The organism is Allobosea sp. CRIB-10, assembly GCF_900112185.1.
Classification (GTDB): domain Bacteria; phylum Pseudomonadota; class Alphaproteobacteria; order Rhizobiales; family Beijerinckiaceae; genus Allobosea.
In genome coordinates, this window is record NZ_FOKP01000009.1 from 24,073 (window position 1) to 50,786 (window position 26,714).

Sequence of the window (26,714 nt, forward strand, 5' to 3'; positions counted from 1 at the left end):
GGACGATCGCTGCCGACGATGTCCTCACCGATGCCGTCTCGCGGTCGCCCGGCGCTGCGCCTCGGATGCAGCTCCGCCCGGAAAGCGCTCCCGCCAAGGAGGGGCGCCGAAAGACCACGGATCTATTCGATGCAGCGTTTGATCGGCACTGTCCTGCTCGCGACGACCATTGCCGCCATGCCCATGGCGAACGTCGTCGCCATCGCCCAGACCGCTCCGGCCGAAACGGCGCCAGCACAGCAGTCCAGCCCGTCCGGCGCGCATGGCGGATCGGCCCCTGCACCGGCTGCTTCGACCCCTGCCCCTGCCGCGACAGCTCCGGCTGGTCAGGCCGCTCCGGTTTCTCCGAGCGGCGCCGCGCCGACGGCTGCAGCGCCGCCCCAAGCAACGCCGGCTGCCACGCCTGCGGCTGGGGCACCCCAGGCCGCCATGCCCGCAACAGTTCCCGCCCCTCCGACTATCGCAGGACAGGCGACCTTGCCGCATGACCTGTCGCCCTGGGGCATGTTCATGGCGGCCGACATCGTCGTGAAGGCGGTGATGCTCGGCCTCGCCTTCGCCTCGCTGGTGACCTGGACGATCTGGCTCGCCAAGGCGCTCGAACTCGCTGCCGCCAAGACGCGGGCGCAGCGCGCCGTGCGCCGACTGGAAGAATCGATCAGCCTGGACGAGGCCGCGCGGGCGATCGCCGGCCGCAAGGGCCAGGCGCGCGGCACCGTCGCGGAGCTGGTCGGCGCCGCCCAGAGCGAGCGCCAGCGCTCGGACGATCTCGGCGAGGACGGCATCAAGGAACGTGTCGCGATCGCGCTGTCGCGGATCGAGGCCAGAGCCGGCCGCAGCATGGCGCGCGGCACCGGCCTGCTCGCCACCATCGGCTCGACCGCCCCCTTCGTCGGCCTGTTCGGCACAGTCTGGGGCATCATGAACTCGTTCATCGGCATCAGCCAGTCGAAGACGACCAATCTCGCCGTCGTGGCGCCCGGTATCGCCGAGGCGCTGCTGGCGACCGCGATCGGCCTCGTCGCCGCGATCCCGGCCGTGATCATCTACAATGTCTTCGCCCGCGCCATCGCCGGCTACCGCGCTACGCTGTCGGACGCGTCGGGCGAGGTGCTGCGCCATCTCTCGCGCGATCTCGAACGGATGCGCCGCCAGGCCGCGCAGCAGGTTCGCACCAATCTGCATGCGGTGCCGGCCCAGCCGGCTGCCATGCCGCGCGTTCCGGCGGAGTGAGACGATGGCGGTTTCGCTCAAGGAGCCGCAGGACGGCGATCTCGGCGAGGTCAGCGAGATCAACGTCACGCCGTTCATCGACGTGATCCTGGTGCTGCTGATCATCTTCATGGTCGCGGCCCCGCTCTCGACCGTCGACGTCGCGGTCGACCTGCCGGTCTCGAACGCCCAGCCGCAGCCGCGGCCCGAGAAGCCGGTCTTCCTGACGGTGAAGCAGGATCTGTCGCTCGCCCTCGGCAACGATACGGTGCCGCGCGAGCTGTTGCAGGCCACGCTCGACCGCCAGACCAGCAATGATCGCGAGCAGCGCGTGTTCCTGCGCGCCGACGGGGCCGTGGCCTATCGCGAGCTGATGGAGGTGATGAACAAGCTGCGCCAAGCCGGCTATCTCAAGATCGCGCTGGTCGGCCTTGAAGACACCGGCCAGGGGGCGGCGCAGGGAGCTGGCAAGCCGTGATCACGACCGCGCCGCATCGCCGCTGGCTGACCGCGCTGCGCTGGAGCGTCGCCGCCGTCGCCGTCGCCGCGGCCCATGGCGGGCTCGCCTGGGTCGGCGTGCACTGGCGCCCGGCGGAAGCCGCTGCCGGCGCGCCGGAGCCGGCGGTGATGATCGAACTCGCCGCGCTCTCGGTCGCGCCCGAGGCGCCGCCGGAGGAGCTGCCGGTCGCGCCGGAGCGGGCCGAGCCTGAACCACCGCCACCCGAGCCGGTCAAGGAGACGCCACCACCTGAGCCCGAGCCGGAGCCGATCCCCGAGCCGACACCGGTCGAGCAACCCGAGATCAAGCTGCCCGAGCTGCCGCAGATCCCGAAGCTCGACGCCGTGCTGCTGCCACCTCCCCCGGAGCCGAAGCCGGTGGAGAAGAAGCCGCCGCCGAAGGTCGTCGAGAAGAAGGAAAAGCCGAAGCCCAAGCCCAAGGTCGTCGAGCGCAAGCCGGTCGAGCAGCGGGCCAAGGAGGCCGTGGCGCCGAAACCGTCGGAGCAGCGCGCCTCGGCCCCGACCAGCACCGCCCAGGGCACGGCGAGCCAGCCGACGGTCTCGACCGCCTCTTGGCGCGGCTCGCTGATCGCCCATCTCAATCGCTACAAGCGTTTCCCCGGTGGAGCGAGTCCCGGCACGGTCCAGGTCGCCTTCGCGATCGACCGCAGCGGCAATGTGCTCTCGTCGCGCGTCGTCGGCTCGTCGGGCGATTCCGCGCTCGATGCCGAAGCAGCGGCGATGATCCGCCGCGCCAGCCCGGTCCCGGCTCCGCCGCCAGGCGTCGGCGGCGGCGGCGCGATCTCTCTGTCGGTGCCGGTGCGATTTAGCCGGTAAGGCTTCCGCTCAGCGCGGGAGGTTCGGGTTCTGGAACGGCGTGGTCACGGTGTCGCCGACCGCCGCGCCCGTGTCATGAATATTATTGCCGAGATGTTCGACCCGGTCGCCGAGATGGCGACGCGCCTGTGGATCGATGACGGCAACCGGGGCGGAGACGACGATGCCGGCGGCGGTACCGACTGCCGCGGCGGCGCTGCCGGTCACCTCGATCAGGCGCTCGCCGAGGCCGACCCGGGAATCGGTGATCGGCTGGCCGTCGACCAGACGCGTGCCGATCAGCTTCACCACGTCCGGGCTTTCGGCGAACTTGCCGTGGTTGAGCTTGTCGCCGGTGCGCAGCTTGGTCAGGTTCAGAACAACGATCTTTTCCGTCTCGAACTCGCTCTTGTAGGGCTCGACGTCCGGATCGACGGCGCCGAGGCGATCCTTGTTGCCCCAGACCCGGCGTGAGACCGCCAGCGCACGATCGTCCTGCGAGACGAACAAAGTGAAATTCGGCCGCCGCCCTTTCATCTCCGCGATCTGGGTGCGGAAGACGTCGGCGTCGACATCGGGCGAGGCGAGCATGACATTGGCGATCTTCGGCGGGATACCGCGATTGCGCACCGCCATCTGGGTCAAGGCCTCGAGCGCCACCCAGTTGCCCATCGAGTGGGCGAGCAGCGAAACCTCGCCGATGGCCGGATCGCGCGCCAGCGCCTGCAGCAGGTTCTCGAGCGCATTGCGTGAGTAGGTCGCGCTCTCGCGGTCATAGCCATAAGCGAAGAGCGAGCCGCGCGAGGGCCAGGTGAACAGCACCGGCACGACGTTTGCGTCGGAATCGTGGACGATCTGGGCGAAGCGATAGACCGCATCCTCGAAGCGGTTGTTGAAGCCGTGGACGAAGACCATGACGCGGCGCTTCGGCACGCGCGAGACGCGTTCGTGCAAGCGGGCGAGCCCGGTCTTGGCATCGAGCTTGTCGACCCTGAGCGTGACGAAGTCGGTCTCGGGATTGCCCGGCAAACGGCTCGGCCACTGCACCTCGCCGACCTTGCGGCGGCTGTCGGGCGGCAGTGAGATCACCATCTCGGCAAAGGACGGCTTGCCGCGCTCGCCGGAGTACAGCACCCCGGCATCGGGATCGGCCGCGCGCGTGGTCGCGACCAGCATGGTGACCTTGCTGGTGCCCGGCACGGTCGAGGCCACCGGCTTCAGCACACCCTGCACGTCGCCGGCACAGCCGGCGACGAAGATCGTCGCGAACACCGTCGCGAAGACGCGTAGGGCAGCCGGCGTCGGCAAGTCTTTGCGGCGGATCGGCATCACGGTCTACCCAGCTACACGGTGCCGAGACCATGCTGGTGCGCCGCCCGCTACGTCAAGGACGCCGAAGCCACAGTGACGGTCAGACCATGTACTGACCGCCGTTCACCTCGATCGTCTGGCCGGTGATGTAGCCGCTCATCGCCGGGCTGGCGAGGAAGAGGAAGACGCCGACATTATCCTGCGGCGTGCCGACACGCTCCATCGGCACTGTCTTGCGCATGGCCTCGATCTGCTCGGCGGTCGAATAGCGCTCGTGGAACGGCGTCATGATCACGCCAGGCGAGACGCCGTTGACGCGAATGCCGAAGGGCACGAACTCCTTGGCCATGCCCCGTGTCAGATTGAGCACGAAGGCCTTCGAGCTCGCATAGAGCGAGGAGCCGGGCCCGCCGCCATTGCGCGCCGCGATCGAGCTCAGATTGATCACGCTCGACTTGCCGCCGGATTTCTTCAGGTAGGGCAGGGCCGCCTTCGAGGCCATCACCACCGAGCGGACATTGAGGTCGACGACGCTGTCGAAGAACTCGTCCTCGATCTCGGCGATCGGCGTGCGCTTCACCAGCGCGCCCGCATTGTTGACGAGGACGTCGAGCCCGCCGAGCTTGTCGGCGGCCTTGTCGACGAGATCGACCGCCTGCTTGCTGTCGGCGACATCGGCCTGCAGTACATGCGCCTCGCCGCCGGCCGCCCTGATCTCGGCCGCAACAGCGTTCGCCTCGACCTCGCTCGACTTGTAGTGGACGACGACGCGCATGCCATTGGCCGCATAGGCCTTGGCCACGGCGGCGCCGATGCCGGTGCTGGAGCCGGTGACAAGGGCGCGCAGCCCCTTGAGATCGTCGAGCATCATTCCTCCCTTGGATTGGAACTTAAATCGTTTCAGAAGCGATCTTGCGCGACGCAAGCTGGAACCGCCAGCGCCAGTTCGGCAACCCGGCCATTCCCGAGCGGCCGTTCAAAGGAACTTGGTCATCGCCTTGAACTCGGCGAGCAGCCCGCGCGCCTCGGCCGGAAGACTGCCGGCCGCCTCTTCGAGACAGTGGCCGATATGCTCCTGGATCAGGATCTTGCGTGCATTGGCGATCGCGCCCTCGACCGCCTGCAATTGCTGGGCGATCTCCAGGCAGGAGCGCACATCGGCGACCATCTCGATGGTCGAGCGCAGATGCCCCTCGGCCCGCTTCAGCCGCGTGATGATCTCCGGATGCCGGTGATGGTGGATCCGGGCGTGTTCCTCGTCCTGCATTCCCCGGCCCTTCCGTCTTGATCCTATCCTCCCCGGGAGGTTATAGAGCGAGGCATCCGCTGAGCAAGCGGCACCCGATCAGGCAGGCGCCGGCGCGAGACCGGACGCATCCCGATGGTCGGGCGGGCGAGGACGAAGCGGGCGCCCCCGACCAGCTCCGGCAAGGCCGGACGGCACGGCAGCGCGCGATCCGTTCCGGATCCGGAGCACCATGTCGTGCCGAGCTTCACCGAATTGCTGGCGCAGGGCGCCGGCCATGCCTGGCTGTTCATTCCGAGCGCGATCCTGCTCGGCGCGCTGCACGGACTCGAGCCCGGCCACTCCAAGACGATGATGGCGGCCTTCATCGTCGCCATCCGCGGCTCGGTGCTACAGGCCATGTTGCTCGGGCTCGCCGCGACGCTCTCGCATACCCTCGTCGTCTGGGGTGTGGTGCTCGGCGGCCTTTATCTGACGCGCGACTTCAATGCCGAAGCGACCGAGCCCTGGTTCCAGCTCGCCTCAGGCGTGCTGATCATCGCAATCGCGTCGTGGATGCTGTGGCGAACCTGGAACGAGCAGCGTGCCCTGCGCCCAGCCAGCGATGGACACAGTCACGGTCACTCCCATGGTCATGGCCACAGCCACGGACATTCCCACGCGCCTGGTCACTCGCATGGGCGCAGCCATAGCCACGACAAGGCCGCCGACGACGCGCCGATGGACGCGCATCAACGCGTCCATGCCGATGACATCCGCAAGCGCTTCGCCGACCGGCCGGTGACGACCTGGCAGATCGTGCTGTTCGGGCTGACCGGCGGGCTGATCCCGTGCCCGGCGGCGATCACCGTGCTGCTGATCTGCATGCAGCTGCGCGAGATCGCGCTCGGCGCGGTACTGGTGCTGTGCTTCTCGATCGGGTTGGCGATCACGCTGGTGGCCGTCGGTGTCGCCGCCTCGCTCAGCCTGCGTGCCGTCGAGAAGCGTTCGAGCTGGCTATCGACCCTCGCAGCGCGGGCGCCGTATGTCTCCAGCCTGCTGATCGTCCTGGTCGGGCTCTACACGATCTGGCACGGCTGGAGCGGGCTGCAGGCGCTGGGCGCGCACGCTGCGGCAGCGATGCTGGTCAGCCCATTGCCTGGTTGACGAGGGCAAAGCGATGCGCCGGGCCGGGAGCGACCGGTGCCGCGCCGCGCGCCATCACCGCGCCGGAGGCGACGAGCGGCAGGCCGCATTCGCTCAGCCAGGCGCCGAGGCCGCTGCGAGCCGGCACGTCGATTCGGACGAAATCGCCGCGACGCGCGGCGAGCAGCGCCGCGATCAGATTGCAGGCGGCAGCGTCATCAACGGCAGCGACCGGGCCGATCAGCCAGCCGCGGCCATGCCGGCGCAGGAAGCCGAAGCCGGCGGGCGCGCCGGCGCGCTCGATCAGGATGGCATGGCCGCGCGCCAGCAAGGCTTCGAGGACTGGCGCACGCGGCAACCCCGTCGCCTCGCTATCCAGCTGCGCCAGCAGCGGCAGATCGGCAGCGATGGCCGAGCGCATGACCTCGTTCGCGGCAAGCACGGGCGCCGCGAGTTCCGGCCAATCGCCCTGATGCTGGCGGACCTCGTCGATGGCGATGAAGCCGTAGCGGGCATAGAGCGGCTCGCCCTGCGGCGTAGCGACGAGACCGAGCGTCCGCCCTTCCGTCGCCGCGATCAGCCGCTCCACTAGCAGCTTGCCGATGCCCTGTCCCTGCTGGTCCGGAGCGACGATGATGGTGCCGAGCGTGGCGTGGCTCGTGCCGAAACCCCAGCAGAGCCCGACGCCGACGAGCTCGTCCTCGATCGAGAGCGTGAAACCCTGCCCGAGCGACAGGGCGAACTCCCAATCCTCGCGCCGATGTGGCCAGCCGACCGCAGCCGACAGGCGCTGGCAGGCTTGGGCGTCGGCGAGGCTGGCCGGGCGGAGCGTCAGCTGGAGCGGCTGCATCGGCCGGCCCTCAGCGGCAGAATCCGGCGCAGCCGGACTGCCAGAACGGCACCTCAGCATCGAGCGCCGGTACCGAGGGACGCGGCTTGGCGCCCGGGAGATCGCTAGGCACCGGCACGACCAGCTCCCACCAGCGATGGGCGCATTGCGAGCGGAAGGCCATCTGGTCGCTGATCGAGGTGTTTTCGCGCGCCAGCACCGCATCGAGCGCATCGCAGGCGCGGCGCAGCGCGGCGTCGTTCCCGTCACCAGGCTCGTTGGCATAGTCGTGGAAGGCGGCGGTAAAGGCCTCCATCTCGCGGGCGATGTGCGGCCAGTCCTGCCGGCCGAGATTCCAGGCGTCCATCCATTCGCGCACCACCGTCTCGACCGCCTCGGCCTTGGGCTTGCCGGCGACCTTGCGGGCGGTGGTCAGCATATGGCGCATCAGTTCGGCGCGGGCATGGAGCTGGCGGGCGGCGAGCGCGGCCGTCTGCATCGCCAGAATCGCGCGCTCGGCCTCGAGCTGCAGTTCCTCGACGAAATGGGCCATTTCCGCCTCCGATCACGGCAACGTCGCGAGCCGGTCGAACAGGCGCTGGAACAGCGCTTCCGCCTCGACGCTCGCGACGACATGGGCATTGGCCGGCCGCTTGAGCCGGCCGTTCCAGTCGATGGTGGTGCGGCCCCGCAAGGGACCGTCGCCAGCCTCGACCTCGACACAACAGTCGCGCCCCGAAAAGAGTTCCGGCCAGAGCAGGAAGGCGATCACGCAGGGGTCGTGCATCGGATGACCGCCAGTGCCGAGCCCGCCGGGTCGCGGCCGGGTCAGCATGCCATGCACCGCCTTGCCTGTCGCGTTGCCGAACGAGAGCAGGCGTGCGACCTGTTCATGGGAGGCGATCGCCTGATGGGTGACGCCGAGGCCGAACATCACGATCGGCCGGCTGCAGGCGAAGACGATCGCGGCGGCATGCGGGTCGACATGGACGTTGAACTCGGCCGCCGGGGTGATGTTGCCGAGCGCCAGCGCCCCGCCCATCAGCACGATGCGCCTGACCTTGGGCAGGACGTCCGGCGCCAGCCGAAAGGCCAAAGCGAGATTGGTCAGCGGCCCGAGCGGGCAGAGCGTGACGCTGTCGTCGGGCGCGGACCGCAGAATGGCAATCAGCGCCTCAACGGCATGCGTCGCGCTGGCCCTGCCGCGCGCGGGCGGCAAATCGGCGCCGGCGAGGCCGTCGGGCCCGCAGACGAACTCGGCGGTCGAGAGCGGGAAGAGCAGCGGCCGATCGGCGCCGGCATGGACCGGCACGTCTTCGCGCCCGGCGAGCTCGCGGATGCGCAGCGCGTTGGCGGTGGTCAGGGCGAGCGGGACATTGCCGGCGACGGTGGTGATCGCCTTGAGGTCGAGCTCCGGGCTGGCGAAGGCAAGGAGCAGGGCGACGGCGTCGTCCTGGCCGGGATCGGTGTCGATGACGATGGTTTCGCTGGTCATCTCAAGCCGCCCGGGCGTTGCCGGCCATGATCATGTGGCTGAGATCGTCGGCGGTGAGGTCACCGAGCGGCTGGTCGACATATTTGCGGCCGGCGCCCATGATCACCACCCGGTCGGCGAGCGCGACGACGTCGCGCATGTTGTGGCTGATCAGCAGCACCGTCCTGCCGTCGGCCTTGAGCTTGCGGATCAGGTCGAGGACGAGGGCGGTCTCCTTGACGCCGAGCGCCGCCGTCGGCTCGTCCATGATGATGATCTCGGCTTTCCAGCGCAGCGCGCGCGAAATCGCCACCGCCTGGCGCTGGCCACCCGAGAGCCGCTCGACCGGCCGCTCCATGTCCTCGACCGTGACCGAGAGCTGCTTGAGGAAGCCGCGCGCCTCCTGCGCCATCCGCTTCTTGTCGAGCACACGCAGGAAGGGCAGCAGCAGCGGCCGCGTCAGCTCCGAGCCCATGAAGACATTCTGGGCGATGGAGAGGCGCGGGGCCAGAGCGAGATCCTGGTAGATCGTCGCGACGCCATGGCTCAGCGCATCATGCGGCGAGGCGAAGACGACCTCCTTGCCGCGCATATGAAGCGTGCCCGAGGTGGCCTCCTCGGCGCCGGAGATCACCTTGATCAGGCTCGACTTGCCAGCGCCGTTGTCGCCGCAGATGGCGACGACCTCGCCGGCAAAGATGTCGAGATCGACCTCGCGCACCGCCACGACCGGGCCGTAAGCCTTGCCGATGCCGCGGAGGGAGAGGAGGGGGGTGGCGGTCATCGCAGATCGCTCCGGAGGCACTGCCCGTCATGCTCGCCCTTGTGGCGAGCATCCACGTCTTGAACACGGACCTCGACCAATGAAGACGTGGATGGTCGGGACAAGCCCGACCATGACGCAACGGTGGCCGCTTCGCCCTTCACTTCAGGAACTGCTGGACGTTGTTCTTGTCGACCAGCACGGCGTCGGTGAAGAGATAGGGGCCGGAGGTGATCGTCTCCTTCGGCTTCTTGTCGACGACGATGGTCTGGATCGCGTCGACCGCCTGCTTGCCCATCTCCTCGAACGGGATCGAGACGGTGGCGGTGAAGGTCGAGGCCGGGTCGGCGATGCGGGCATAGGTCTCCTTGCCGCCATCGACCGAGACCAGCGGGATCTGGCCCTTCTTCACGCCTTGGGCCTGCAAGAGGTCGTCGATGATGTAGGCCTGCCCATCGAACGAGGCCCAGATGCCGTTGATCTTCCCCTGGTTCTGCAGGAGCAGCGCCTGCATGCCGGCGCGGACATCGTCGCGCCAGCTCTGGGTGCGGGCCATCGAGAACTTGCCGAGTTCCTTCACGGCCTGGTTCTCGGAGAGGACGTTGTCGAGCAGCTTGCCGCGGATGCGCGAGGCGACGTTGAGATCGAAACGGGCGGTGACGATGTTGCCCTGATAGCCGAGCTGGCCGAGCAGGTAGAGCGCGGCTTCCGCGCCGACCTTGTACTCGTTGGTCTGGATGTCGAAGAGCGCATGCGGGCTCGCGCCCGACTGCACGGTGATCACCGGGATCCTGGCGTCCTTGGCCGCCTTGAACTGGGCGTCGGCCTCGACCGGCTTGCCCATGGCGATGATGATCGCGTCGACCTTCTTGGCGATCAGCGCGTCGAACTGCTCGGCATGCTTGGGCAGCGCGCCTTCCGAGTTCAGCAGCGTGACGGTCCAGCCCTTGGCCCTGGCTGCGGCCGCAGCGGCATTGGCGACGCGAGCATGCGTCTCCGACGAGAACTGGAAGCCGATGACACCGAGCTCGAAAGCCCCCGCCTCCTGAGCCATCCCGACGACGGCGACAGCCGCCAGCAGAATCTTCCTCAAACCGACCATGACGACCTCTCCCCTCGTTGTCCTTGTGAACTGTCAGACCTTGAACGCCGCCTTCTTCAACGCGCTGGCCGAAAAGGCGACCGAGCCGATGATGATGACCCCGAGAACGATGTCCTGAACGTAATAGGCTGCGCCCATCAGCACCAAGCCGTTGCCGAGCACCTTCAGCACCAGAGCGGCGAAGACGGTGCCGGGAATGTTCGGCTTGCCGGGCTCGAACATGGTCATCCCCAGCAGCACGGCGGCGATGGCGTAGAGCAGGTAGTCGCCGGCCATGTTCGGCGCGGCCGAGGACAGGTTGGCGGCGAGCAGCACGGCGGTGATGCCGGCGCACAGCCCGGTCAGCAGAAGGCCGATACGCTTCATCCTGGCGGTGGCGATGCCGGAGAGCCGGGCCGCCTCGTCAGCCTCGCCGGTTGCGACCATATGCGCGCCGGTACGGGTCCATTTGATCAGGCCGTAAGTCAGGAGCGTGACGGCGGTGAGCCAGAGCACGAGATTGGGGATGCCGAAGCTGTAGCCGCGCGCCAGCCCGGTAAAGCCGGTCGGCCAGCGCCCGACGAAGGCGACGCCCTGCGTGATCATGAAGGCGAAGCCCTTGGCGATCGCCGCGATGCCGAGCGTCATGATCAGCGAGGGCACGCGCAGCACCGTGACGCCATAGCCATTGGCCGCGCCGCAGAGGAGCCCGACCAGCAGCCCCGCTGTGACGGCGAGCGCGGGATGCTGCTGTCCCTGGATGAGCCAGCCGGTGACGACGGCCGACAGGCTCGCGACCTCGGCGATCGAGAGGTCGAGTTCGGAGACGATCAGGGCGAGCGTGAAGCCGAGCGCCAGGATGGCGAGGAAGCTCGTATCCTTCAGCACGTTGATGACGTTCATCGTCGTCGCGAAGTTCGGCGCGAAGGCGACGAAGAAGACGATCAGGACGAGGCCTGCGAGCGCGGTGCCGTAGCGGCCGATGATCTCGCGCATCGTCAGGCGTTTCCCTTGGCGATCGCCGAGATCGGCGAGAGGATCTCGATGCCGCCGGTGACCGGGATCAGCGCGCCGGTGACGAAGGCCGCCGCCGGCGAGAGCAGGAAGGCGATGACGCCCGCAACATCCTCGGGACGGCCGAGCCGCCCAAGCGGGGTACGCTGCGAGGCTCCTTCGACCAGCGCGTTGAACTCTCTGGCGAAGCCGCCGCGCACCATCGGCGTGTCGATGATCCCCGGCGCGACCGCGTTGACGCGGATGGCATGGCGGCCGAGCTGCTGGGCCATGCCATAGGTCAGCGTCGCCACGCCGCCCTTGGCCGAGCCATAGGCAAGGTTGGCGCCGCCGTTGCTATGCGCGATCGACGAGATGTGGACGATCGCCCCGCCCTCGCCCTGCTCGATCATGCGCCGGGCGGCAGCCTTGGAGACGCGGAAGACGGCCGACAGGTTGATGTCGACGAGCTTGTCCCATTCCTCGTCCTCCATCTCGACCAGCGGCACCGGCCGCGAGGCGCCGGCGCCGGTGACGAGATTGTCGAGCTGGCCAAAGCGCTCTACCGCGAGCTCGACCAACGCTCCGGCGAGGCCACGGTCGCGGACATCGCCGGTCATGGCGGCGACGTCCGCGCCCTCGGCCTGGAGACGCTCCGCCAGCTCGACCAGCGGGCCCCCCTCCAGCCCGGAGAGGACGAGCCTGTGCGCCGGTGCCAGCGTCATCGCGAGTGCGCTGCCGATGCCGCCGGAGGCGCCGGTGATCAGGGTAACGGGCTTCGGCATCAGCCGGCCTTGCCGATGACGGCGGAGCGATGAAACGCGGCGAAACGGCGCGAAGGTGACATGGACCTCTCTCTGGAAACTGGTTCCAATTGGGTAAGACGCCAGCTCACCCGCCGCAACGTCAATCGGCGTGCAGGCTCGCGATCGCAGACGCATGGCGCGCGAGGTCGGCGAGCGTCCCGCCATTCTGCGCGGCAGCGACGAGATCGCGGGAGATCGGCGCCAGCGCATCCTCGGCCCGGCGGAACAGAGTATAGAGCGCGTCATAGGCCGGCTTGCGGGCTTGATCGGGCTCGAACCGGCGCGCGACGCTGACGAGCGCCTGCTGCGCGTCAGCAAGGGAAGCAAAGCGGCCGAGCCCCGCGAAGGCGATGATCGCCGCGCCGAGCAGACCGGGCTCCCTGGAGGCTGCGACGACGACCGGCCGGCCGCAGAGATCGGCCTTGATCTGGCTCCAGACCGGATTGGCCGCAGCGCCTCCACCGAAGCGGATTTCGGTCGCCGCGCGGCCGATGGCCGCTTCGGCCCGTTCCAGCACGATGCGATTGAGGCAGGCGACGCCCTCCAGCACCGCGAAGGCCAGGTCGGTCGGTCCATGCCGGCGGTTCAGCCCGACGAGCGCGCTGCGCAGGGACGGGTCCCAGTAAGGCACGCGCTCGCCCTGGAGGTAGGGCAGGAAGAGCAGGGGCTGAGGCTGGCGCGGCGCCGCGAGCAGCGCATCGATCTCCTGCCCGACGGCTGAATCATCGCGTCCGAGCAGCGCGAGCAGCCAGGAGACGGTGTCGGCGCCGGTCTGGCTGGGGCCGCCGAGCTGGAAGAGCCCGCGCCAGTCGACGGTCAACAGGCCTTCCGCCCGTGCCGGCTCGCGGCCGACGACGCCGAGCACCTCGGTGGTGCCGGAGATATTGTAGGCGAAGCCGTCGCGCATGGCGCCGAGGCCGACCACCGCCGCCCAGGTGTCGTTCGAGGCGCAGAAGACCGGCTTGCCGGCGAGACGATCGAGCGGCGCGGGCAGGCCGGGCTGGACCGGCGCTACCTGCTCCCAAGGCTCCAGCATCTCCGGCAGGATCGTAACGGGAATGCCGGCCGCAGCCAGCAGATCATGGCTGCCATGCGGGCTCGCCGCAGCCAGCAAGCGCGCCAGCGAGACGCGGTCGCTGGCCCGCCGACCGGTCAGGCGGAAATTCAGATAGTCCTTCGGCTCGAGCAGGCAGGCGAGCCTGCCAAAAACCTCCGGCTCCTGCTCGCGCAGCCAGGCGAGGCGGGCGAGCGGATGGAAGGCGTTGACCGCGGCGCTTTCCGGATGAGCCGTACCCAGCCTCTCGCGCAGGCGAGCCGCGCATGCGTCGGCGCGTGTATCCTTCCAGGTCATGGCCGGTCGCAATGAGTTGCCATCGCGATCGAGGAATATTTGGGTGCGGGTGACGCCGCAGATCGCGACCGCCTCGATCGCCTCGAACAGCGCCGGAGCCTCGGCGGCCAAGCCTGCGCAGGTCTCGACCAGCAGGGACCACCAGGCGTCGGGCTCGATTTCGGAAGCACCCGAACGGTCGTCGCGGCTCACCGGCCCGGCAATGGCGTGCTGGGCGCGAACGGCGCCGGTGTCATCGACGAGGGCGGCGCGAAAGGAGGTGCCGCCGAGATCGCAGGCGAGGACGATGCTCATGTCCCCGCCCTGCGTCAGGAACCGGCGCCGGTCAAGCGGCGCGGTCCTTCATGCCGCCATCGGTCAGGCGATACCAGGCGATGATGGCGGAGACGTAGAGCTCGTTCAGCGCATGCAATGGCAGCGGCGTGATCGAGGTCACCGGGAAAGGCAGGCTCGCTCTGTCGCCAGTCGAGAGATAGTGCGCCATCGCCCTGCCCATCGCCGTCTGCAGGCCGACGCCGCGGCCCATGCAGCCGATGTCGACGAGCAAGCCTGGCTCAGGCTCGTGCAGATGCGGCAGGAAATCGCGGGTCAGCGCGACGCGGCCGCACCAGCGATAATCGATGCGCAGGTCCCTGGCCTCCGGGTACATCTTGCCGACGACGCGCTCGAGATGAGCCCAGTCGTCGGCGCTCTGCGGCTCGCGGAACGGGCCGCGCCCGCCCATCAGCAAGCGGTTGGTGTGGTCCTTGCGGAAATAGAGCAACAACTGGCGGGTGTCGGAGGTGACCTGACCCTCCGGCAGGATCGTGCCGGCGAGATTGTCGGAAAGCGGCTCGGTCGCGACGATGAAGGAGTTCGGCCGGATCACCGTCTGGCGCAGTTTCGGGATCAGGTCGCCGGTATAGCCATTGGTCGCGACCACCACGCGCGGCGCGGTGACGCTGGCGCCCTGCGCGGTGCTCACGACCCAGTTACCACCGTCACGACGAAGGCCGGTCACCGGGCTCTGGCCGTGGATCGCGGCGCCTGCTTTCAGCGCGGTACGGGCGAGGCCGCGGGCATAGGCGAGCGGCTGGACGCCGCCGCCGCGCGGGTCGAGCCAACCGCCGAGATAGCGGTCAGTACCGAGCAGGCGGCTGGCAGCATCGGCATCGAGATAGCGGGCGGCGACGCCGCGCATGCCCCATTCGTCGGCCCGACGCTTCACCGTCTCGACCATGGCCGGCGTATGCGCGCCCTGAATCCAGCCGGCGCGGCGATGCGGAACGTCCATGCCGTGCTTCTCGATCAGCCCGAAGACGAGATCGGCGGTCGAGCCGACGAAGGAGACCAGGGCTGCGCCGGCCTCCGGCCCATATTTGGAGACGATCTCGCTGGGATCGTATTTGATGCCGGGGATGACCTGCCCGCCATTGCGGCCCGACGCGCCCCAGCCCGGTTCGCGCGCTTCCAGCACGACGACGGAGACGCCGGCCTCGGCGAGATGCAATGCCGTCGAGAGACCGGCATAGCCGGCACCGACGATGCAGACATCGGCGCGGGCATCGCCGGCGAGCGGCGGCGTCTGCGCAGCCGCCGGGGCGGTGGCGTGCCAGAGCGAGGGCTGCAGCGGGAAGGGCTCTGCCATCGTGGCCTCCTCAGATCGGCTTGAGCACGCGGCGCAAAAAATCCTGCGTGCGCGGATTGCGCGGCGCGCTCAGCACCTCGCGGGCGGCGCCTTCCTCGACGATGACGCCGCCGTCGAGGAAGAGGACGCGGTCGGCGACCTCGCGGGCAAAACCCATCTCATGGGTGACGACCAGCATGGTCATGCCCTCTTCGGCGAGGCTCTTCATCACGCCGAGCACCTCGCCGACCAGTTCAGGATCGAGCGCCGAGGTCGGCTCGTCGAACAGGATCGCCTTGGGCTGCATGGCGAGTGCACGGGCGATGGCGACGCGCTGCATCTGGCCGCCGGAGAGCTGGGCCGGATAGGCGCCGAACTTGTCGGCGAGGCCGACGCGGGCGAGCAGATCGCGGCCACGCGCCAGCGCTTCAGCGGCCGGCTCCTTCTTCACATGGATCGGCCCCTCGACGACGTTCTCGAGGGCAGTCCGATGCGGGAACAGGTTGAAGCGCTGGAACACCATCGCCATGGCGGTGCGGATGGCCTGGATCGAGCGGTCGGCACGATCGACCTTCGCCCCGTCGACCGTGATCGCGCCGCCATCATAGGATTCGAGCCCGTTGATGCAGCGCAGGATCGTCGACTTGCCCGAGCCGGACGGGCCGATCAGACAGACGACCTCGCCGCGCTGGACGCTGCCGGTGATGCCTTTCAGCACCTGATGGGAGCCAAAGCTCTTGGTGACGCCGGAGAGCTCGATCATCGCCTGGCTCCCTTGCCGAAGCGGCGTTCCAGCCAGCCGACGAAGGCGATCAGCGGCAGGCTCATCGAGAGGTAGAGCAGCGCGACCAGCGTGTAGACCGTCATGTTCTTGAAGGTCGAGGAGGCCAGGATCTGGCCCTGCAGCGTCAGCTCGGCGACGGTGATGGTCGAGGCCTGCGAGGAATCCTTCAGCATCATGATCATGATGTTGCCGTAGGGCGGCAGGATCACCTTGATCGCCTGGGGCAGGATCACCCGGCGCATCATCATGAACCAGCCCATGCCGATCGACTGGGCCGCTTCGACCTGGCCATGATCGATCGCCTCGATGCCCGCGCGGAAATTCTCGGAATGATAGGCGGAATAGGCGATGCCGAGACCGATGATCGAGGCCTGCAGCGCCGACAATGCCACGCCGAATTCGGGGAAGACGAAGTAGATGTAGAACAGCTGCACCAGGATCGGGATGCCGCGCAGCACGTTGACGATCACCTTGGCGATGAAGGCGAGCCAGGCGACGCCGGAGACGCGCATCAGCGCCCAGACCAGCCCCAGGACGGTGGACAGCGCCAGCGAGCCGAGCGTCACCAGGATGGTGAACTTCAGGCCCTGGAGCAGGATCGGCAGGAAGGTGCCGGCATCGCGCAGGATGGTCTGCATGAGCCTCGAACTATCCGAACGGGCGGCGCGCCGGGCGCCGCCTCACGATGAAGAATGGAGAGCTTAGGTCAGCGCACCGGGCGCGAGCTCATTCAAGACCCCATTTGGCGAGGATCTTGGCGAGGCTGCCATCGGCCTTGAGCTTGGCGAGCGCCGTGTTGACCTTCTTCAGGAGCTCGCCATCGCTCTTGCGCACGCCGATGCCGACCGAACCGGTGAACATCGGCTGGTAGGATTTCACCAGCCGCACCTGCGGGAACAGGCCCTGCTGCAGATTGTAGGCGACGATCGGCCCGTCGGCGAAGCCGGCCTGGATGCGGCCGGCATTCACGTCGGCGAGGATGTCGGGGATGGTCTTGTAGATCTTGACCTCGGAGACGATGCCGCCCTTTTGCAGCGGCTCGACATAGGCGGTGCCGACCTGGGCCCCGACGACATAGCCCTTGAGCTCGTCGACCGACTTGTAGTCCTTGGCGTCCGATTTCGGCACCATCAGGCCCTCGCCATAGGTGTAGATCGGATCGGAGAAGTCGATCGCCTCCTTGCGCGCCGGGGTGATGTACATGGCGGCCGCGATCAGATCGATCTTGTTGCTGGTCAGACCGGCTATCAGAGTGGAGAACTGCATGCCCTCGACCTCGACCTTGAAGCCGGCCTCCTTGCCGACCTCCCTGATCAGGTCGACCATCACGCCTTCGATCGTGCTGGTCTTGGTGTCCAGGAAGGTGAAGGGGATGCCGGTCGGGGTCGAGCCGACCTTGAGGACGGACTGGGCGGCGGCCGGCGAGACAGACGCGGCGACGGCGCCTCCGGCCAATAGGGTCAGAAAGGTCCGGCGTTCCATGGCAATGTCCCCTCATTTGTCCGTGCACCCAGTGAGGCGCCGGCTCGAATTTTCATGAGCATGAAGATACGAGCATAGAGCGGCCTTGCCGGCAAGCGATTTTCATGCACATGAAAAAGACGAAGAAGGAATCGCAATGAGCCTGCCTGCCGCCGACCTGCCGCATCTGCATGTCGACCGCGAGATCGGGGCGCGGCTGCGCCAGCTCCGGCGCGCGCGCCGGCTGTCGCTGGAGGAGCTCGCGAGCCGCACCGGCCTGTCGATCGGCTTCCTCAGCCAGATCGAGCGCGGCCTGTCCTCGCCCACATTGCGCGTGCTCGCCGCCGTCGCCGATGCGCTCGGCACAGCGATCTCGGACTTGTTCCCGGCCGTTGCGCGCCAGGACGATCCGACCGCGACCATCGTCCGCCAGGCCGATCGCGGCGAATTGCAGCTCTGGCGCTCCGGCATCCGCAAGCAATTGCTGACCCCGCAGGCCGAGGGTGCCAGGCTCAACCTGTTCATCGTCGAGATGGAGCCGGGCGCCAGCACCGGCGACGAGCACTATATCCATCATGGCGAGGAAGCCGGCCTCGTGCTCAGCGGAACCATGCTGCTCAATGTCGAGAACGAGAGCTGGGTGATGCGCGAGGGCGACAGCTTCCGCTTCCTCTCATCGCGGCCGCACCGCTTCGCCAATCAGCATGACGGCGTCACCCGCGTGCTCTGGGTCAACTGCCTGTAGCCGGCATCGCCTGCGTCAGACGCATGACAAAGCCCTTTTCAGCAGCCCCGCTCTGCGTCTAAGCCAATGCCGCCATGAAGAAAGGCGGCTGGACAACACCGCCTCCCCCGGCGCGATCATTGGCCAGGGGAAACGCAAGGGAGATCGGCATGGCAGGGCTAGCCGCCAATGGGACCGTCCCGCTCGGCTCCTCGCGAGCCATCGCGACGCAAATGCGGTTTGATCCAGGTCAAGGCGCCGCGCACTCACGCGCCGAACGATCCCGCCTATCCTGCCCGACAGACAGCCCGACCGCGCCAGAGGACAAGCAGCCATGACACAAGCGCGACGGCACCAGCACGAGCCTTCCGACGCGGCTTCGAGCACGACCGGAGGGGTTGCGGTCAACGGCGAGTTCCGGGTGCCTCTGCCGGATGGCGCGACGCTGCATGCCCTGTCACAGGGCCAGGGCCGACCGTTGCTGCTGGTCAGCGGGCTCGCCGGCAGCACCGCCTTCTGGGACGACAATGCCGCGACGCTCGCCCGTTCCTTCCAGGTGCTGCGCTTCGACCAGCGCGGCATCGGCTCCAGCGATCGTGGCAGCGCCCCCTGCACGATCGATCAGCTCGCCAAGGACTGTCTCGCCGTGCTGGACGCCGCCGGCGTCGAGCGCGCCACAGTGCTCGGGCACTCGACGGGTGGCTGCATCGGTCTGTCGCTGGCGCGCCAGGCGCCGGACCGCTTCGACGGGCTCATCGTCAGCGGCAGCTGGCTGAAGCAGAACCGCTACATGACCGCGCTGTTCGAAACCCGCCTCGCCATCCTCGACCAGCATCCGCGCGCTTATGCGGCGAGCGCGGCGTTGATGACCTATCCGCCAACCTGGCTCGAAGCGCACTGGAGCGTGTACGAGACAGCGGTCGCGACCGCGCCGGACACACCCGAAGCGAAGCAGATCGTGCGCGAACGGATCGGCGCACTGCGCGCCTTCGACGCTTCGAGGTGGGCCGGAGAGATCGCTGCGCCGACACTGATCCTTGGCGCGCGCGACGACATGATCGTCCCTGCTTTCCTCCAGGAGGAACTCGCCGCGGCCATGCCCGGAGCCCGCAAGACCCTGCTCGATACGGGCGGGCATTACTTTCCGATCTCGCGCCCCGATGCCTTCACCGCCAATGTCGCCGAGTGGATCGGCGCCCTGTAGCAGCCGCGACGAACTGTCCTGTATCCCAGGGGACAGGCTGCGCTATCTCAGAAAGGGTCTAAGCTGAAAAGAACCGACCCTATGAGGCTGCCCATGAGACTGATCGCCCCGGCCGCACTGCTTGCCTTCGCCGCCTTCGCCGCGTTCCCTGCCTCGGCGCAGGACGTCTCGGCCGGCGAGCGTTCGTGGAACAAGTGCCGGGCCTGCCACCAGATCGGCGAAGGCGCCAAGAACCTGGTCGGACCGCAGCTCAACGGCCTGTTCGGCCGGCACACCGGCGCGGTCGAGGGCTACAGCTATTCGACCGCCAACAAGGGCGCCAACATCACCTGGGACGAGGCCGTCTTCGCCGAGTACATCAAGGATCCCCGGGCCAAGATCCCCGGCACCAAGATGGTCTTCGCCGGCATCAAGAACGAGAAGGAAATCGCGGACCTCACCGCCTTCCTCAAGCAGTTCGACAAAGACGGCAAGAAGCTCTGAGACGAGCAGGGGCGACCCGGCACGCCAATTCGTGAGGGCAGCCAGCGGATTGCGGCGTCTGCATCGCAATCCGCTGAAAAGAATTGCCGGCTATGGAATCCACTGGCGAGTTCGTATGCGAATCACCATATGCTGCCGCTTGGGCAGCGAATGGAAGGTTGGCAAGAGTGGCAAAGGCGGCAGCCGGCAAGCGAGCGGCGGAGCCGAAGGTACAGATCGGCGCTATACCTTACCGGCGCAGGCCCGACGGCATCGTCGAGATCATGCTGGTGACGACCCGCGAGACGCAGCGCTGGATCGTGCCGAAAGGCTGGCCGATCCGCGGGCTGAAGGGGCATGAAGCCGCTGCGCGCGAAGCCATGGAGGAAGCCGGGCTCGTCGGTGAGATCAGCAAGAAGCCGGTTGGCCGCTACACCTATTGGAAACGGCGCACCCGCGATTTCGTGCTGTGCAAGGTCAGGCTCCATCTGCTCGCGGTGGCGGAACAGCTGCCGACCTGGCCCGAGCAGGAACAACGCCGCTGCCAATGGTTCACCCAGGCCGACGCCGCCGACCTCGTCGACGAACCAGCGCTCGGTGCGATCATCCGCGGCCTGAAGCTGGACGAGGCCTGAAGCAGCCCCTCAGCGCGCATCGTGGAAGATCAGCCCGGTCGTGTAGCGCTCGCCGGAGCGCACCCGGCTGACGCCATGGCGCAGGTTGACGCGATAGGTTCCGCGCGTTCCCTGCACCGGCCGATGCTGCACGGCGAAGATCGCCGCCTCGCCCTGCCGTAGCGGCACGACCTCCGGCCGGGACTGCATGCGCGGGCGCTGCTCGACCACGGTGAATTCGCCGCCGGTGAAGTCGCGGCCCGGCTCAGATAGCAAGATCACCATCTGGAACGGGAAGAACAGGTCGCCATAGAGATCCTGATGCAGGCAGTTGTAGTCGCCGGCGCCGTATTTCAGCAGCAAGGGCGTCGGCCGCTCCTGGCCTCGCGCATGACAGAGCGCGAGGAAGTCGTCGAGCGCGCCTGGATAGCGCTGGTCGATTCCGAGCGAAGCGTTCCAACGATTGGCGATCGGCGCGAGCCGGGTATAGATCAGTGGTCGCAGCGCCGCGATCGCCTCAGGCAGCGGATGGGCGAAGTACTGATATTCGCCGCGTCCGAAGCCGTGGCGCGCCATGACGATGCGGCTGCGGAAATGCCCGGGCTCGCCATAGAGGTCGCGCAGCGCAGCGCAGGCGCCAGCGTCGAGCAACGGACCAGTCAAGCCGACACCATGCTCGTCCAGCTCGCTCTCGATCCCCTGCCAGTCGAGCGCAGCCACGCGCTCTTCGATCGATTGCACTCTTGCGCTGCCGATCGCTGTGGTCGCCATCGTCCAATTCCTTCGCCGATCCCCGGGCGGCGATGAAACGCCCGGCGGCCGGCTGGCGACACCCGGTTTCTGTCTCGCCGGTCGCTGGACGAACCAGCTCCGTTGCCGAAAAACAACCGCTTGACCTTCCCATGATGGGAAGGTGTAGCCATCTTCCAGCAAGAGAAGGAAGATGATGCGTCATGACGATGCATGCGAAGCATGAAACGCCTGCAACCGGACCCAGCGTGATCGATATTCCGGTCGACGGGATGACCTGCGCGTCCTGTGTCGGCCGGGTCGAGAAGGCGATCGCCGCCGTCCCGGGGGTCGGCGGAGCCGCGGTCAACCTCGCGACCGGCAAGGCGCGCGTGACGCTCGCCGGTGCCGACACCAGCGCGGTCGCCGATGCGATCCGCGGCGCCGGCTACGAACCGCGCGCGACGGACATCACCCTGGCGATCTCCGGCATGACCTGCGCGTCCTGCGTCGGCCGGGTCGAGAAGGCGCTGCGCGCCGTGCCGGGCGTCTTGAGCGCGCAGGTCAATCTCGCGACCGAGCGGGCGACTGTGCGGGCGGCCGATGGCGGCATCACGCCGGCGCTCGTCGCGGCGGTCACGGTTGCAGGCTATGAAGCTCGGCCCCTCGACGAGGGGCGCAGCGACGACGGCGATGCCGCCGCCGCACGCCGCCAGGCGGAGCAGGCCGCGCTCGGCCGCTCGGTCGTCGTCGCGGCGCTGGCGACCCTGCCGCTGATGATCCTCGAGATGGGTCCGCATCTGAGCGAGGCCTTCCATCACTGGCTCCATGCCCGCATCGACGCCTTCGTGCTGAAGCTCCTCGCCTTCGGCCTCACCACCATCGTGCTGTTCGGACCGGGCCTGCGCTTCTTCCTGAAGGGCTGGCCGGCGCTTCTGCGCGGCGCACCCGACATGAACGCGCTGGTCATGCTCGGCGCCGGCGCGGCCTATGCCTATTCGGTGGTCGCGACCTTCGTGCCCGGCTGGCTGCCGGCCGGAACGGACTACACCTATTTCGAGACAGGCGCAGTGATCGTCACGCTGATCCTGCTCGGGCGCTGGTTCGAGGCCCGCGCCAAGGGCCGCACCAGCGAGGCGATCAAGCGGCTGGTGCAATTGCAGGCGCGCTCGGCCCGCGTGCTGCGCGACGGCGTCGAGAGCGAGATCGCGATCGAGCATGTCCGGGTCGGCGACCTCGTGCTGGTCCGGCCGGGCGAGAAGATCCCGGTCGATGGCGAGGTCGTCGACGGCGCGTCCCATGTCGACGAAGCCATGGTGACCGGCGAGCCGGCTCCCGCCCATAAGAGCGTCGGCTCGGCCGTGATCGGCGGCACGATCAACCGGAACGGCGCGCTGCGCTTCCGGGCGGAGAAGGTCGGCGCCGATACCTTGCTCGCCCAGATCCTGCGCATGGTCGAGCAGGCGCAAGGCGCCAAGCTGCCGATCCAGGCGCTGGTCGACCGCGTCACCAACTGGTTCGTGCCGGCCGTGATCGCCGTCGCGCTTTTGACCTTCGCGGCCTGGCTCGCCTTCGGTCCCTCGCCCGCTTTGACCTACGCGCTCGTCAACGCCGTCGCGGTGCTGATCGTCGCCTGTCCGTGCGCCATGGGCCTGGCGACGCCGACATCGATCATGGTCGGCACCGGCCGCGCCGCCGAGCTGGGCATCCTGTTCAGCCAGGGCGCGGCGCTGCAGGGCCTGAGCGAGGTTTCGACCATCGCATTCGACAAGACGGGAACGCTGACCAAGGGCCGGCCCGAGGTGACCCATTTCGTTGTTGCCGCGGGATTTGCGGAAGACGAGGCCTTGCGCCTCGCCGCCTCCGCCGAGAGCGCCTCCGAGCACCCCTCCGCAGAGGCGATCATCGCGGAAGCGAAGCGGCGTGGCCTTGCGCTCGCACCGGCCACTGGCTTCGCGGCCGAGCCCGGCCTCGGCATCTCCGCCCGTGTCGAAAGCCGCGAGATACTCGTCGGCTCGCAGAAGCTGATGGCGCAGCACAGCGTCGCGCTCGGCGACCTGGCTGACAAGGCTGCCGCCTTCGCCCGCGACGGCGAGAGCCCGCTCTATGTCGCGATCGACGGCAGGCTCGCCGGCCTCGTCGCCGTGGCCGACCAGATCAAGCCCGGGACACCGGCTGCGATCTCGACTCTCAAGGCGCTCGGCCTGCGCATCGTCATGGTGACCGGCGACAACCGGGCCACCGCCGAAGCGATTGCAGCCCGCCTCGGCATCGACGCGGTCGAGGCCGAAGTGCTGCCGACCGACAAGGCGGCGATCGTCCAGCGCCTGCAGGAGGGCGGCGCCAAGGTCGCCTTCGTCGGCGACGGCATCAACGACGCCCCGGCTCTGGCCCAGGCCGATATCGGCATCGCCATGGGCGCCGGCACCGACATTGCGATCGAGAGCGCCGACATCGTGCTGATCTCCGGCGATCTCACCCATGTGCCGGAGGCGATCGGCCTCTCCAAGGCGACGATGACGAACATCCGCCAAAATCTCGGCTGGGCCTTCGGCTATAATGTGCTGCTGATCCCGGTTGCGGCCGGCGCGCTCTACCCGCTCTGGGGCGTGCTGATGTCGCCGGTCTTCGCCAGCTTCGCCATGGCCTTCTCCAGCGTCAGCGTGCTGGCCAACGCGCTCCGGCTGCGCCGCTTCGCGGTGCGGCAGGACACCACAGCGACCGGGCCGGGCGCTACCCCGGCCACTGCCTTCGGGAGGATGGGATGAACATCGGACAAGCCGCCGAGGCTTCCGGCGTCAGCGCCAAGATGATCCGCTATTACGAGCAGATCGGGCTGATCGAGCCGCCGGCGCGCTCGCAATCGGGCTATCGGGTCTATGCCGAGCCGAACGTCCACACACTGCGCTTCGTGCGCCGGGCCCGCAGCCTCGGCTTCTCGGTCGAGGAGACGGGCTCGCTGCTGGCGCTCTGGCGCGACCGCTCGCGGGCGAGCGCCGATGTGAAGTCGCTGGCGCTGAAGCATGTCGCCGAACTGGAAGAGAAAGCCGCTGCATTGCAGGCGATGGCGGCGACGTTGCGCCACCTCGCCAGCCATTGCCATGGCGACCAGCGGCCGGATTGCCCGATCCTCGACAAGATCGGCTCGGCGAGCTGAGACCCCGCAACGCAAAACGCCGGAGGCCCTTCCAGGCTTCCGGCGTTCGCAATGGGCAGAACTGGAGCATTTTCAAGCGAAGTGGATACCGGTTCGCGTAAAAAAATGCGATAAAACAAAGGCCTAGAGCATTTCCGTGATTCAGAGAAACACAGAAATGCTTTAAGGCGTGGTCGGCTGCGCCGTTCAGCGCCGCATCGCCTCGGCGAGGCGCGGTGAGAAGGTGCGGGCCGGACGGCGGACCACGACGACCGAGCGGTTCGGCGTCATCACGGTGGTGCGGTGCGCGGCCTTGCGGATCAGCGGCACGACCTCGGCGACAGGCACGCCCATCAGCTGGGCGGCGAGTTCGGCCTGCTGATCCGGCGAATCGCTCATGCACTGCGCCGCGGTCACCGCCTCCTCGAGGGTCGGCAGCTCGACGCGGGGGCGCAGGACGCGCGGGGGAGGATTCTTGTATTCGGGCATCTTGATGGCTCCTTGGATGCCTAAAATAACACTTATTGTGCACTGCACAAGATTGCGCGAATTATTCTCTGCAATGCAACAATCGCAGAGCGAGTTGGCATGCGGTTTGCGCCTTTGGAATGCCTAAAACCGAAAGGAGATTGTCGCCCTCAGAGCCGGTTCCGATCGGAGTGTTCGAAACGACCGACCTCGGCTCCGCAAGGAGAGATCTCATGAGCGCAGCGAACGCGACCCTTTCGGCGGTCCAGGCTCGCCGGCGTCGGCCGCCAGCTCCGGTGCCGGAAGAACATGAGTTCGGTCGGCTCGAACTGCTGCTGCGCCTGCGCCGCAACCCGCTGACGATCTGGCGGGCGCGTCATTTCCGCGAGCCGATCGTCGCCGGCGAGGGCCTGTTCGGCTATGGCGTCGTCGTCTCCGACCCGGAGGTCGTCCGGCATGTGCTGGTCGAGAACGCGGCGAACTACCGCAAGGACGATCTCCAGCGCACTGTCCTCGCGCCAGGCCTCGGCGAAGGCTTGCTCACGGCCGAGGGCGACGCCTGGAAGCGGGCAAGGCGGACCTTGGCGCCGCTGTTCACGCCGCGCTCGGTCACGGCTTTGGCCCAGCGCATGGTGGCACCCGCAGAGAAGACCGCCGAGCGCATGGCGCGCCGGCGCGGCGGCCGCATCGTCGACATCTCGGCAGACATGACCCGCGTCACCTACGACATCCTGGCCGAGACGATGTTCTCGAACGCGATCGCCGGCGGCGCCGACGCCTTCGGCAAGGCATTGACCCGCTATTTCGAGACGCAAGGCCGGATCGATCCACTCGACGTGCTCGGCGCGCCGTCCTGGCTGCCGCGCATCGGCCGCTGGATGGCGCGGCCGGCGATCAGCTTCTTCGAAGCCCAGGTCAAGGCGATCATCGCCGAGCGGCAGGCGCTGCACGCCGGCGGGACCTGGCGGCCGGAGAAGCCGGATCTGCTCGATGCCCTGCTCGCGGCGCGCGACCCCGAGACCGGGACCGGGCTCAGCGACGCCGAGGTCGGCGCCAACATCGTCACCTTCATCGGTGCGGGCCACGAGACCACCGCCAACGCCCTTACCTGGTCGCTCTATCTCATCTCGCTCGCCCCGGACGTGCGCGAAGCGCTCGAGGCCGAGATCGATGCAGCCGGCGACGATCTCGCCGCTGCGGCCCTGTCGGGGAGCCGCCTGGCGCTGACCCGCGCCGTCATCGAAGAGGCGATGCGGCTCTATCCGCCGGTGCCGTCGCTGTCGCGCACGGCGCTGGCCGACGATGCCACGGGCGCATGCTTCATTCCCAAGGGCGCGCTGGTGGTGGTCTCGCCTTATCTCTTGCACCGGCACGAGACACTCTGGCAGGCGCCGGACCGGTTCCGGCCGGAGCGCTTTCTGCCGGGAGCCCGCGAGGCGATCTCGCGCTTTGCCTATCTGCCCTTCGGCGCCGGCCCCCGGATTTGCATCGGCCAGCAATTCGCCATGATCGAGGCGGTGATCGTGCTGGCGACGCTGCTGCGGCGGCTGCAGTTCGAGCATGCCGGCGAGGAGGCGCCGGTGCCGGTCCAGCGCATCACCCTGCGCCCCGGCAAGGGCATGCCGATGCGAGTCGCGACGCGCAGCCCCGCGCGATGATGCTCGCGGCCGACCGAGGCGAATTAACCACAGCTGCCGGAAAAGCGTTAAAGATGAACTCGGTGTTTTTAAAGATGTCGTGCCAGCGGCGCTCGATGCGGCCGAACAGCCGTCAGGCGAAACCCCGCAAGGCCCTGTCATTCTTGGCTCGACGGGGCGTCATCGGCACGCGAACAATTTAAAACTTGGCAAAATCGTGACAAACTACGGCGGCCCTTGCCCAAAAAAGGCCAATATGGAACAGATGCCAGGTGTGGTGCCGTATGGTCCCGCCCGCTTCTGCGAAACTGGCTCTGCCGGCTGCAAGGGCTACCAGATTGTTGGCACCATCCATTTTGGAAGCAACTTTTTACTGGGGTGACG

General features: G+C 67.9%; 29 protein-coding genes. 12 read left to right on the forward strand and 17 right to left on the reverse strand.

Annotation, left to right across the window (positions count from 1 at the left end; translation table 11 throughout):
* The first annotated feature begins 129 nt into the window (after positions 1 to 129).
* From exbB to BMZ69_RS13305, 3 genes are read left to right on the forward strand one after another with little or no spacing between them, the layout of a single operon-like run.
* Entirely contained in the window at positions 130 to 1,233 is a 1,104-nt protein-coding gene (gene exbB / locus BMZ69_RS13295; RefSeq protein ID WP_092157210.1) for a tonB-system energizer ExbB, read from the forward strand.
* 4 nt (positions 1,234 to 1,237) lie between these two features.
* Positions 1,238 to 1,690, forward strand: coding sequence for a TonB system transport protein ExbD (gene exbD / locus BMZ69_RS13300; RefSeq protein ID WP_092157211.1), 453 nt, complete (start codon positions 1,238 to 1,240; stop codon positions 1,688 to 1,690).
* The gene (locus BMZ69_RS13305) at positions 1,687 to 2,547 is read left to right on the forward strand and encodes an energy transducer TonB (RefSeq protein WP_092157213.1); all 861 of its coding nucleotides are present in this window, start codon (positions 1,687 to 1,689) and stop codon (positions 2,545 to 2,547) included. The genes exbD and BMZ69_RS13305 overlap by 4 nt, the downstream gene beginning before the upstream one ends.
* Positions 2,548 to 2,556: 9 nt before the next feature.
* Here the strand turns inward: BMZ69_RS13305 and BMZ69_RS13310 are convergent, their stop codons facing one another.
* The 3 genes from BMZ69_RS13310 to BMZ69_RS13320 all read right to left on the reverse strand — a co-directional run bounded on the left by BMZ69_RS13310 (position 2,557) and on the right by BMZ69_RS13320 (position 5,104).
* Positions 2,557 to 3,855, reverse strand: coding sequence for an alpha/beta hydrolase (locus BMZ69_RS13310; protein WP_092157214.1), 1,299 nt, complete (start codon positions 3,853 to 3,855; stop codon positions 2,557 to 2,559).
* Positions 3,856 to 3,937: 82 nt separating this feature from the next.
* On the reverse strand, positions 3,938 to 4,705 hold the full coding sequence (locus BMZ69_RS13315) for an SDR family NAD(P)-dependent oxidoreductase (RefSeq protein WP_092157543.1): 768 nt from the start codon (positions 4,703 to 4,705) through the stop codon (positions 3,938 to 3,940).
* Positions 4,706 to 4,813: 108 nt separating this feature from the next.
* Positions 4,814 to 5,104 carry a metal-sensing transcriptional repressor gene (locus BMZ69_RS13320; RefSeq protein ID WP_092157215.1) on the reverse strand — a complete coding sequence of 97 codons (291 nt, stop codon included), beginning with the start codon at positions 5,102 to 5,104 and terminating at the stop codon, positions 4,814 to 4,816.
* 216 nt (positions 5,105 to 5,320) lie between these two features.
* On the opposite strand from BMZ69_RS13320, the gene BMZ69_RS13325 reads away from it, so the two are divergent.
* Positions 5,321 to 6,229 (forward strand): nickel/cobalt efflux transporter, encoded by a 909-nt coding sequence (locus tag BMZ69_RS13325; protein ID WP_092157545.1) that lies wholly within the window; start codon positions 5,321 to 5,323, stop codon positions 6,227 to 6,229.
* Here BMZ69_RS13325 and BMZ69_RS13330 read toward each other — a convergent pair.
* From BMZ69_RS13330 to BMZ69_RS13380, 12 genes are all read right to left on the reverse strand, one after another.
* Positions 6,210 to 7,058: a GNAT family N-acetyltransferase gene (locus tag BMZ69_RS13330; RefSeq protein WP_175506793.1), complete on the reverse strand. Its 849-nt coding sequence runs from the start codon at positions 7,056 to 7,058 to the stop codon at positions 6,210 to 6,212. The genes BMZ69_RS13325 and BMZ69_RS13330 overlap by 20 nt on opposite strands.
* Positions 7,059 to 7,068: 10 nt before the next feature.
* On the reverse strand, positions 7,069 to 7,590 hold the full coding sequence (locus tag BMZ69_RS31590; protein ID WP_175506794.1) for a hypothetical protein: 522 nt from the start codon (positions 7,588 to 7,590) through the stop codon (positions 7,069 to 7,071).
* A 12-nt stretch (positions 7,591 to 7,602) separates the two neighbouring features.
* Positions 7,603 to 8,532: a nucleoside hydrolase gene (locus BMZ69_RS13335; RefSeq protein ID WP_092157217.1), complete on the reverse strand. Its 930-nt coding sequence runs from the start codon at positions 8,530 to 8,532 to the stop codon at positions 7,603 to 7,605.
* A gap of 1 nt (position 8,533) precedes the next feature.
* Entirely contained in the window at positions 8,534 to 9,295 is a 762-nt protein-coding gene (locus BMZ69_RS13340) for an ATP-binding cassette domain-containing protein (protein WP_092157224.1), read from the reverse strand.
* A 139-nt stretch (positions 9,296 to 9,434) separates the two neighbouring features.
* Positions 9,435 to 10,376 (reverse strand): sugar ABC transporter substrate-binding protein, encoded by a 942-nt coding sequence (locus tag BMZ69_RS13345; RefSeq protein ID WP_092157236.1) that lies wholly within the window; start codon positions 10,374 to 10,376, stop codon positions 9,435 to 9,437.
* 33 nt (positions 10,377 to 10,409) lie between these two features.
* The gene (locus BMZ69_RS13350; protein ID WP_092157238.1) at positions 10,410 to 11,351 is read right to left on the reverse strand and encodes an ABC transporter permease; all 942 of its coding nucleotides are present in this window, start codon (positions 11,349 to 11,351) and stop codon (positions 10,410 to 10,412) included.
* Positions 11,352 to 11,353: 2 nt separating this feature from the next.
* Positions 11,354 to 12,133: an SDR family NAD(P)-dependent oxidoreductase gene (locus BMZ69_RS13355; RefSeq protein ID WP_175506795.1), complete on the reverse strand. Its 780-nt coding sequence runs from the start codon at positions 12,131 to 12,133 to the stop codon at positions 11,354 to 11,356.
* Positions 12,134 to 12,254: 121 nt separating this feature from the next.
* Positions 12,255 to 13,799 carry a xylulokinase gene (locus BMZ69_RS13360; RefSeq protein ID WP_092157241.1) on the reverse strand — a complete coding sequence of 515 codons (1,545 nt, stop codon included), beginning with the start codon at positions 13,797 to 13,799 and terminating at the stop codon, positions 12,255 to 12,257.
* 31 nt (positions 13,800 to 13,830) lie between these two features.
* Entirely contained in the window at positions 13,831 to 15,132 is a 1,302-nt protein-coding gene (locus BMZ69_RS13365; RefSeq protein ID WP_092157243.1) for an NAD(P)/FAD-dependent oxidoreductase, read from the reverse strand.
* Between the two features lie 10 nt (positions 15,133 to 15,142).
* Positions 15,143 to 15,874 carry an amino acid ABC transporter ATP-binding protein gene (locus BMZ69_RS13370; protein ID WP_092157250.1) on the reverse strand — a complete coding sequence of 244 codons (732 nt, stop codon included), beginning with the start codon at positions 15,872 to 15,874 and terminating at the stop codon, positions 15,143 to 15,145.
* A complete protein-coding gene (locus tag BMZ69_RS13375) occupies positions 15,871 to 16,533 on the reverse strand; it encodes an amino acid ABC transporter permease (protein WP_092157252.1) in 663 nt (220 codons plus the stop codon). The genes BMZ69_RS13370 and BMZ69_RS13375 overlap by 4 nt, the downstream gene beginning before the upstream one ends.
* 88 nt (positions 16,534 to 16,621) lie before the next feature.
* Positions 16,622 to 17,377, reverse strand: a complete 756-nt coding sequence (locus BMZ69_RS13380) for an ABC transporter substrate-binding protein (RefSeq protein ID WP_092157253.1) — start codon at positions 17,375 to 17,377, stop codon at positions 16,622 to 16,624.
* 136 nt (positions 17,378 to 17,513) lie between these two features.
* On the opposite strand from BMZ69_RS13380, the gene BMZ69_RS13385 reads away from it, so the two are divergent.
* The 4 genes from BMZ69_RS13385 (at position 17,514) to BMZ69_RS13400 (ending at position 20,381) form a co-directional block, all read left to right on the forward strand.
* The gene (locus BMZ69_RS13385; protein WP_092157255.1) at positions 17,514 to 18,101 is read left to right on the forward strand and encodes a helix-turn-helix domain-containing protein; all 588 of its coding nucleotides are present in this window, start codon (positions 17,514 to 17,516) and stop codon (positions 18,099 to 18,101) included.
* Positions 18,102 to 18,414: 313 nt separating this feature from the next.
* Complete coding sequence (locus tag BMZ69_RS13390) at positions 18,415 to 19,284, forward strand: alpha/beta fold hydrolase (RefSeq protein ID WP_092157264.1); 870 nt, start codon at positions 18,415 to 18,417, stop codon at positions 19,282 to 19,284.
* Positions 19,285 to 19,377: 93 nt separating this feature from the next.
* Positions 19,378 to 19,767, forward strand: coding sequence for a c-type cytochrome (locus BMZ69_RS13395; RefSeq protein ID WP_092157547.1), 390 nt, complete (start codon positions 19,378 to 19,380; stop codon positions 19,765 to 19,767).
* A 167-nt stretch (positions 19,768 to 19,934) separates the two neighbouring features.
* The gene (locus tag BMZ69_RS13400; protein ID WP_244543355.1) at positions 19,935 to 20,381 is read left to right on the forward strand and encodes an NUDIX hydrolase; all 447 of its coding nucleotides are present in this window, start codon (positions 19,935 to 19,937) and stop codon (positions 20,379 to 20,381) included.
* A 9-nt stretch (positions 20,382 to 20,390) separates the two neighbouring features.
* Here BMZ69_RS13400 and BMZ69_RS13405 read toward each other — a convergent pair whose 3' ends face one another.
* Positions 20,391 to 21,131 carry a 2OG-Fe(II) oxygenase gene (locus BMZ69_RS13405; protein ID WP_092157271.1) on the reverse strand — a complete coding sequence of 247 codons (741 nt, stop codon included), beginning with the start codon at positions 21,129 to 21,131 and terminating at the stop codon, positions 20,391 to 20,393.
* A 182-nt stretch (positions 21,132 to 21,313) separates the two neighbouring features.
* Between BMZ69_RS13405 and BMZ69_RS13410 the strand changes: the two genes are divergently transcribed.
* Together BMZ69_RS13410 and cueR are read left to right on the forward strand one after the other, a co-directional pair.
* Positions 21,314 to 23,857, forward strand: coding sequence for a heavy metal translocating P-type ATPase (locus BMZ69_RS13410; protein ID WP_244543356.1), 2,544 nt, complete (start codon positions 21,314 to 21,316; stop codon positions 23,855 to 23,857).
* Positions 23,854 to 24,246 (forward strand): Cu(I)-responsive transcriptional regulator, encoded by a 393-nt coding sequence (cueR, locus tag BMZ69_RS13415; protein ID WP_092157272.1) that lies wholly within the window; start codon positions 23,854 to 23,856, stop codon positions 24,244 to 24,246. Before BMZ69_RS13410 ends, cueR begins: the two co-directional genes overlap by 4 nt.
* 186 nt (positions 24,247 to 24,432) lie before the next feature.
* On the opposite strand, the gene BMZ69_RS13420 is transcribed toward cueR, so the two are convergent.
* Entirely contained in the window at positions 24,433 to 24,714 is a 282-nt protein-coding gene (locus tag BMZ69_RS13420; protein WP_092157292.1) for a hypothetical protein, read from the reverse strand.
* Positions 24,715 to 24,926: 212 nt separating this feature from the next.
* On the opposite strand from BMZ69_RS13420, the gene BMZ69_RS13425 reads away from it, so the two are divergent.
* On the forward strand, positions 24,927 to 26,351 hold the full coding sequence (locus tag BMZ69_RS13425) for a cytochrome P450 (RefSeq protein ID WP_175506796.1): 1,425 nt from the start codon (positions 24,927 to 24,929) through the stop codon (positions 26,349 to 26,351).
* A gap of 79 nt (positions 26,352 to 26,430) precedes the next feature.
* Complete coding sequence (locus BMZ69_RS31595; RefSeq protein ID WP_175506797.1) at positions 26,431 to 26,712, forward strand: hypothetical protein; 282 nt, start codon at positions 26,431 to 26,433, stop codon at positions 26,710 to 26,712.
* Positions 26,713 to 26,714: the final 2 nt, after the last annotated feature.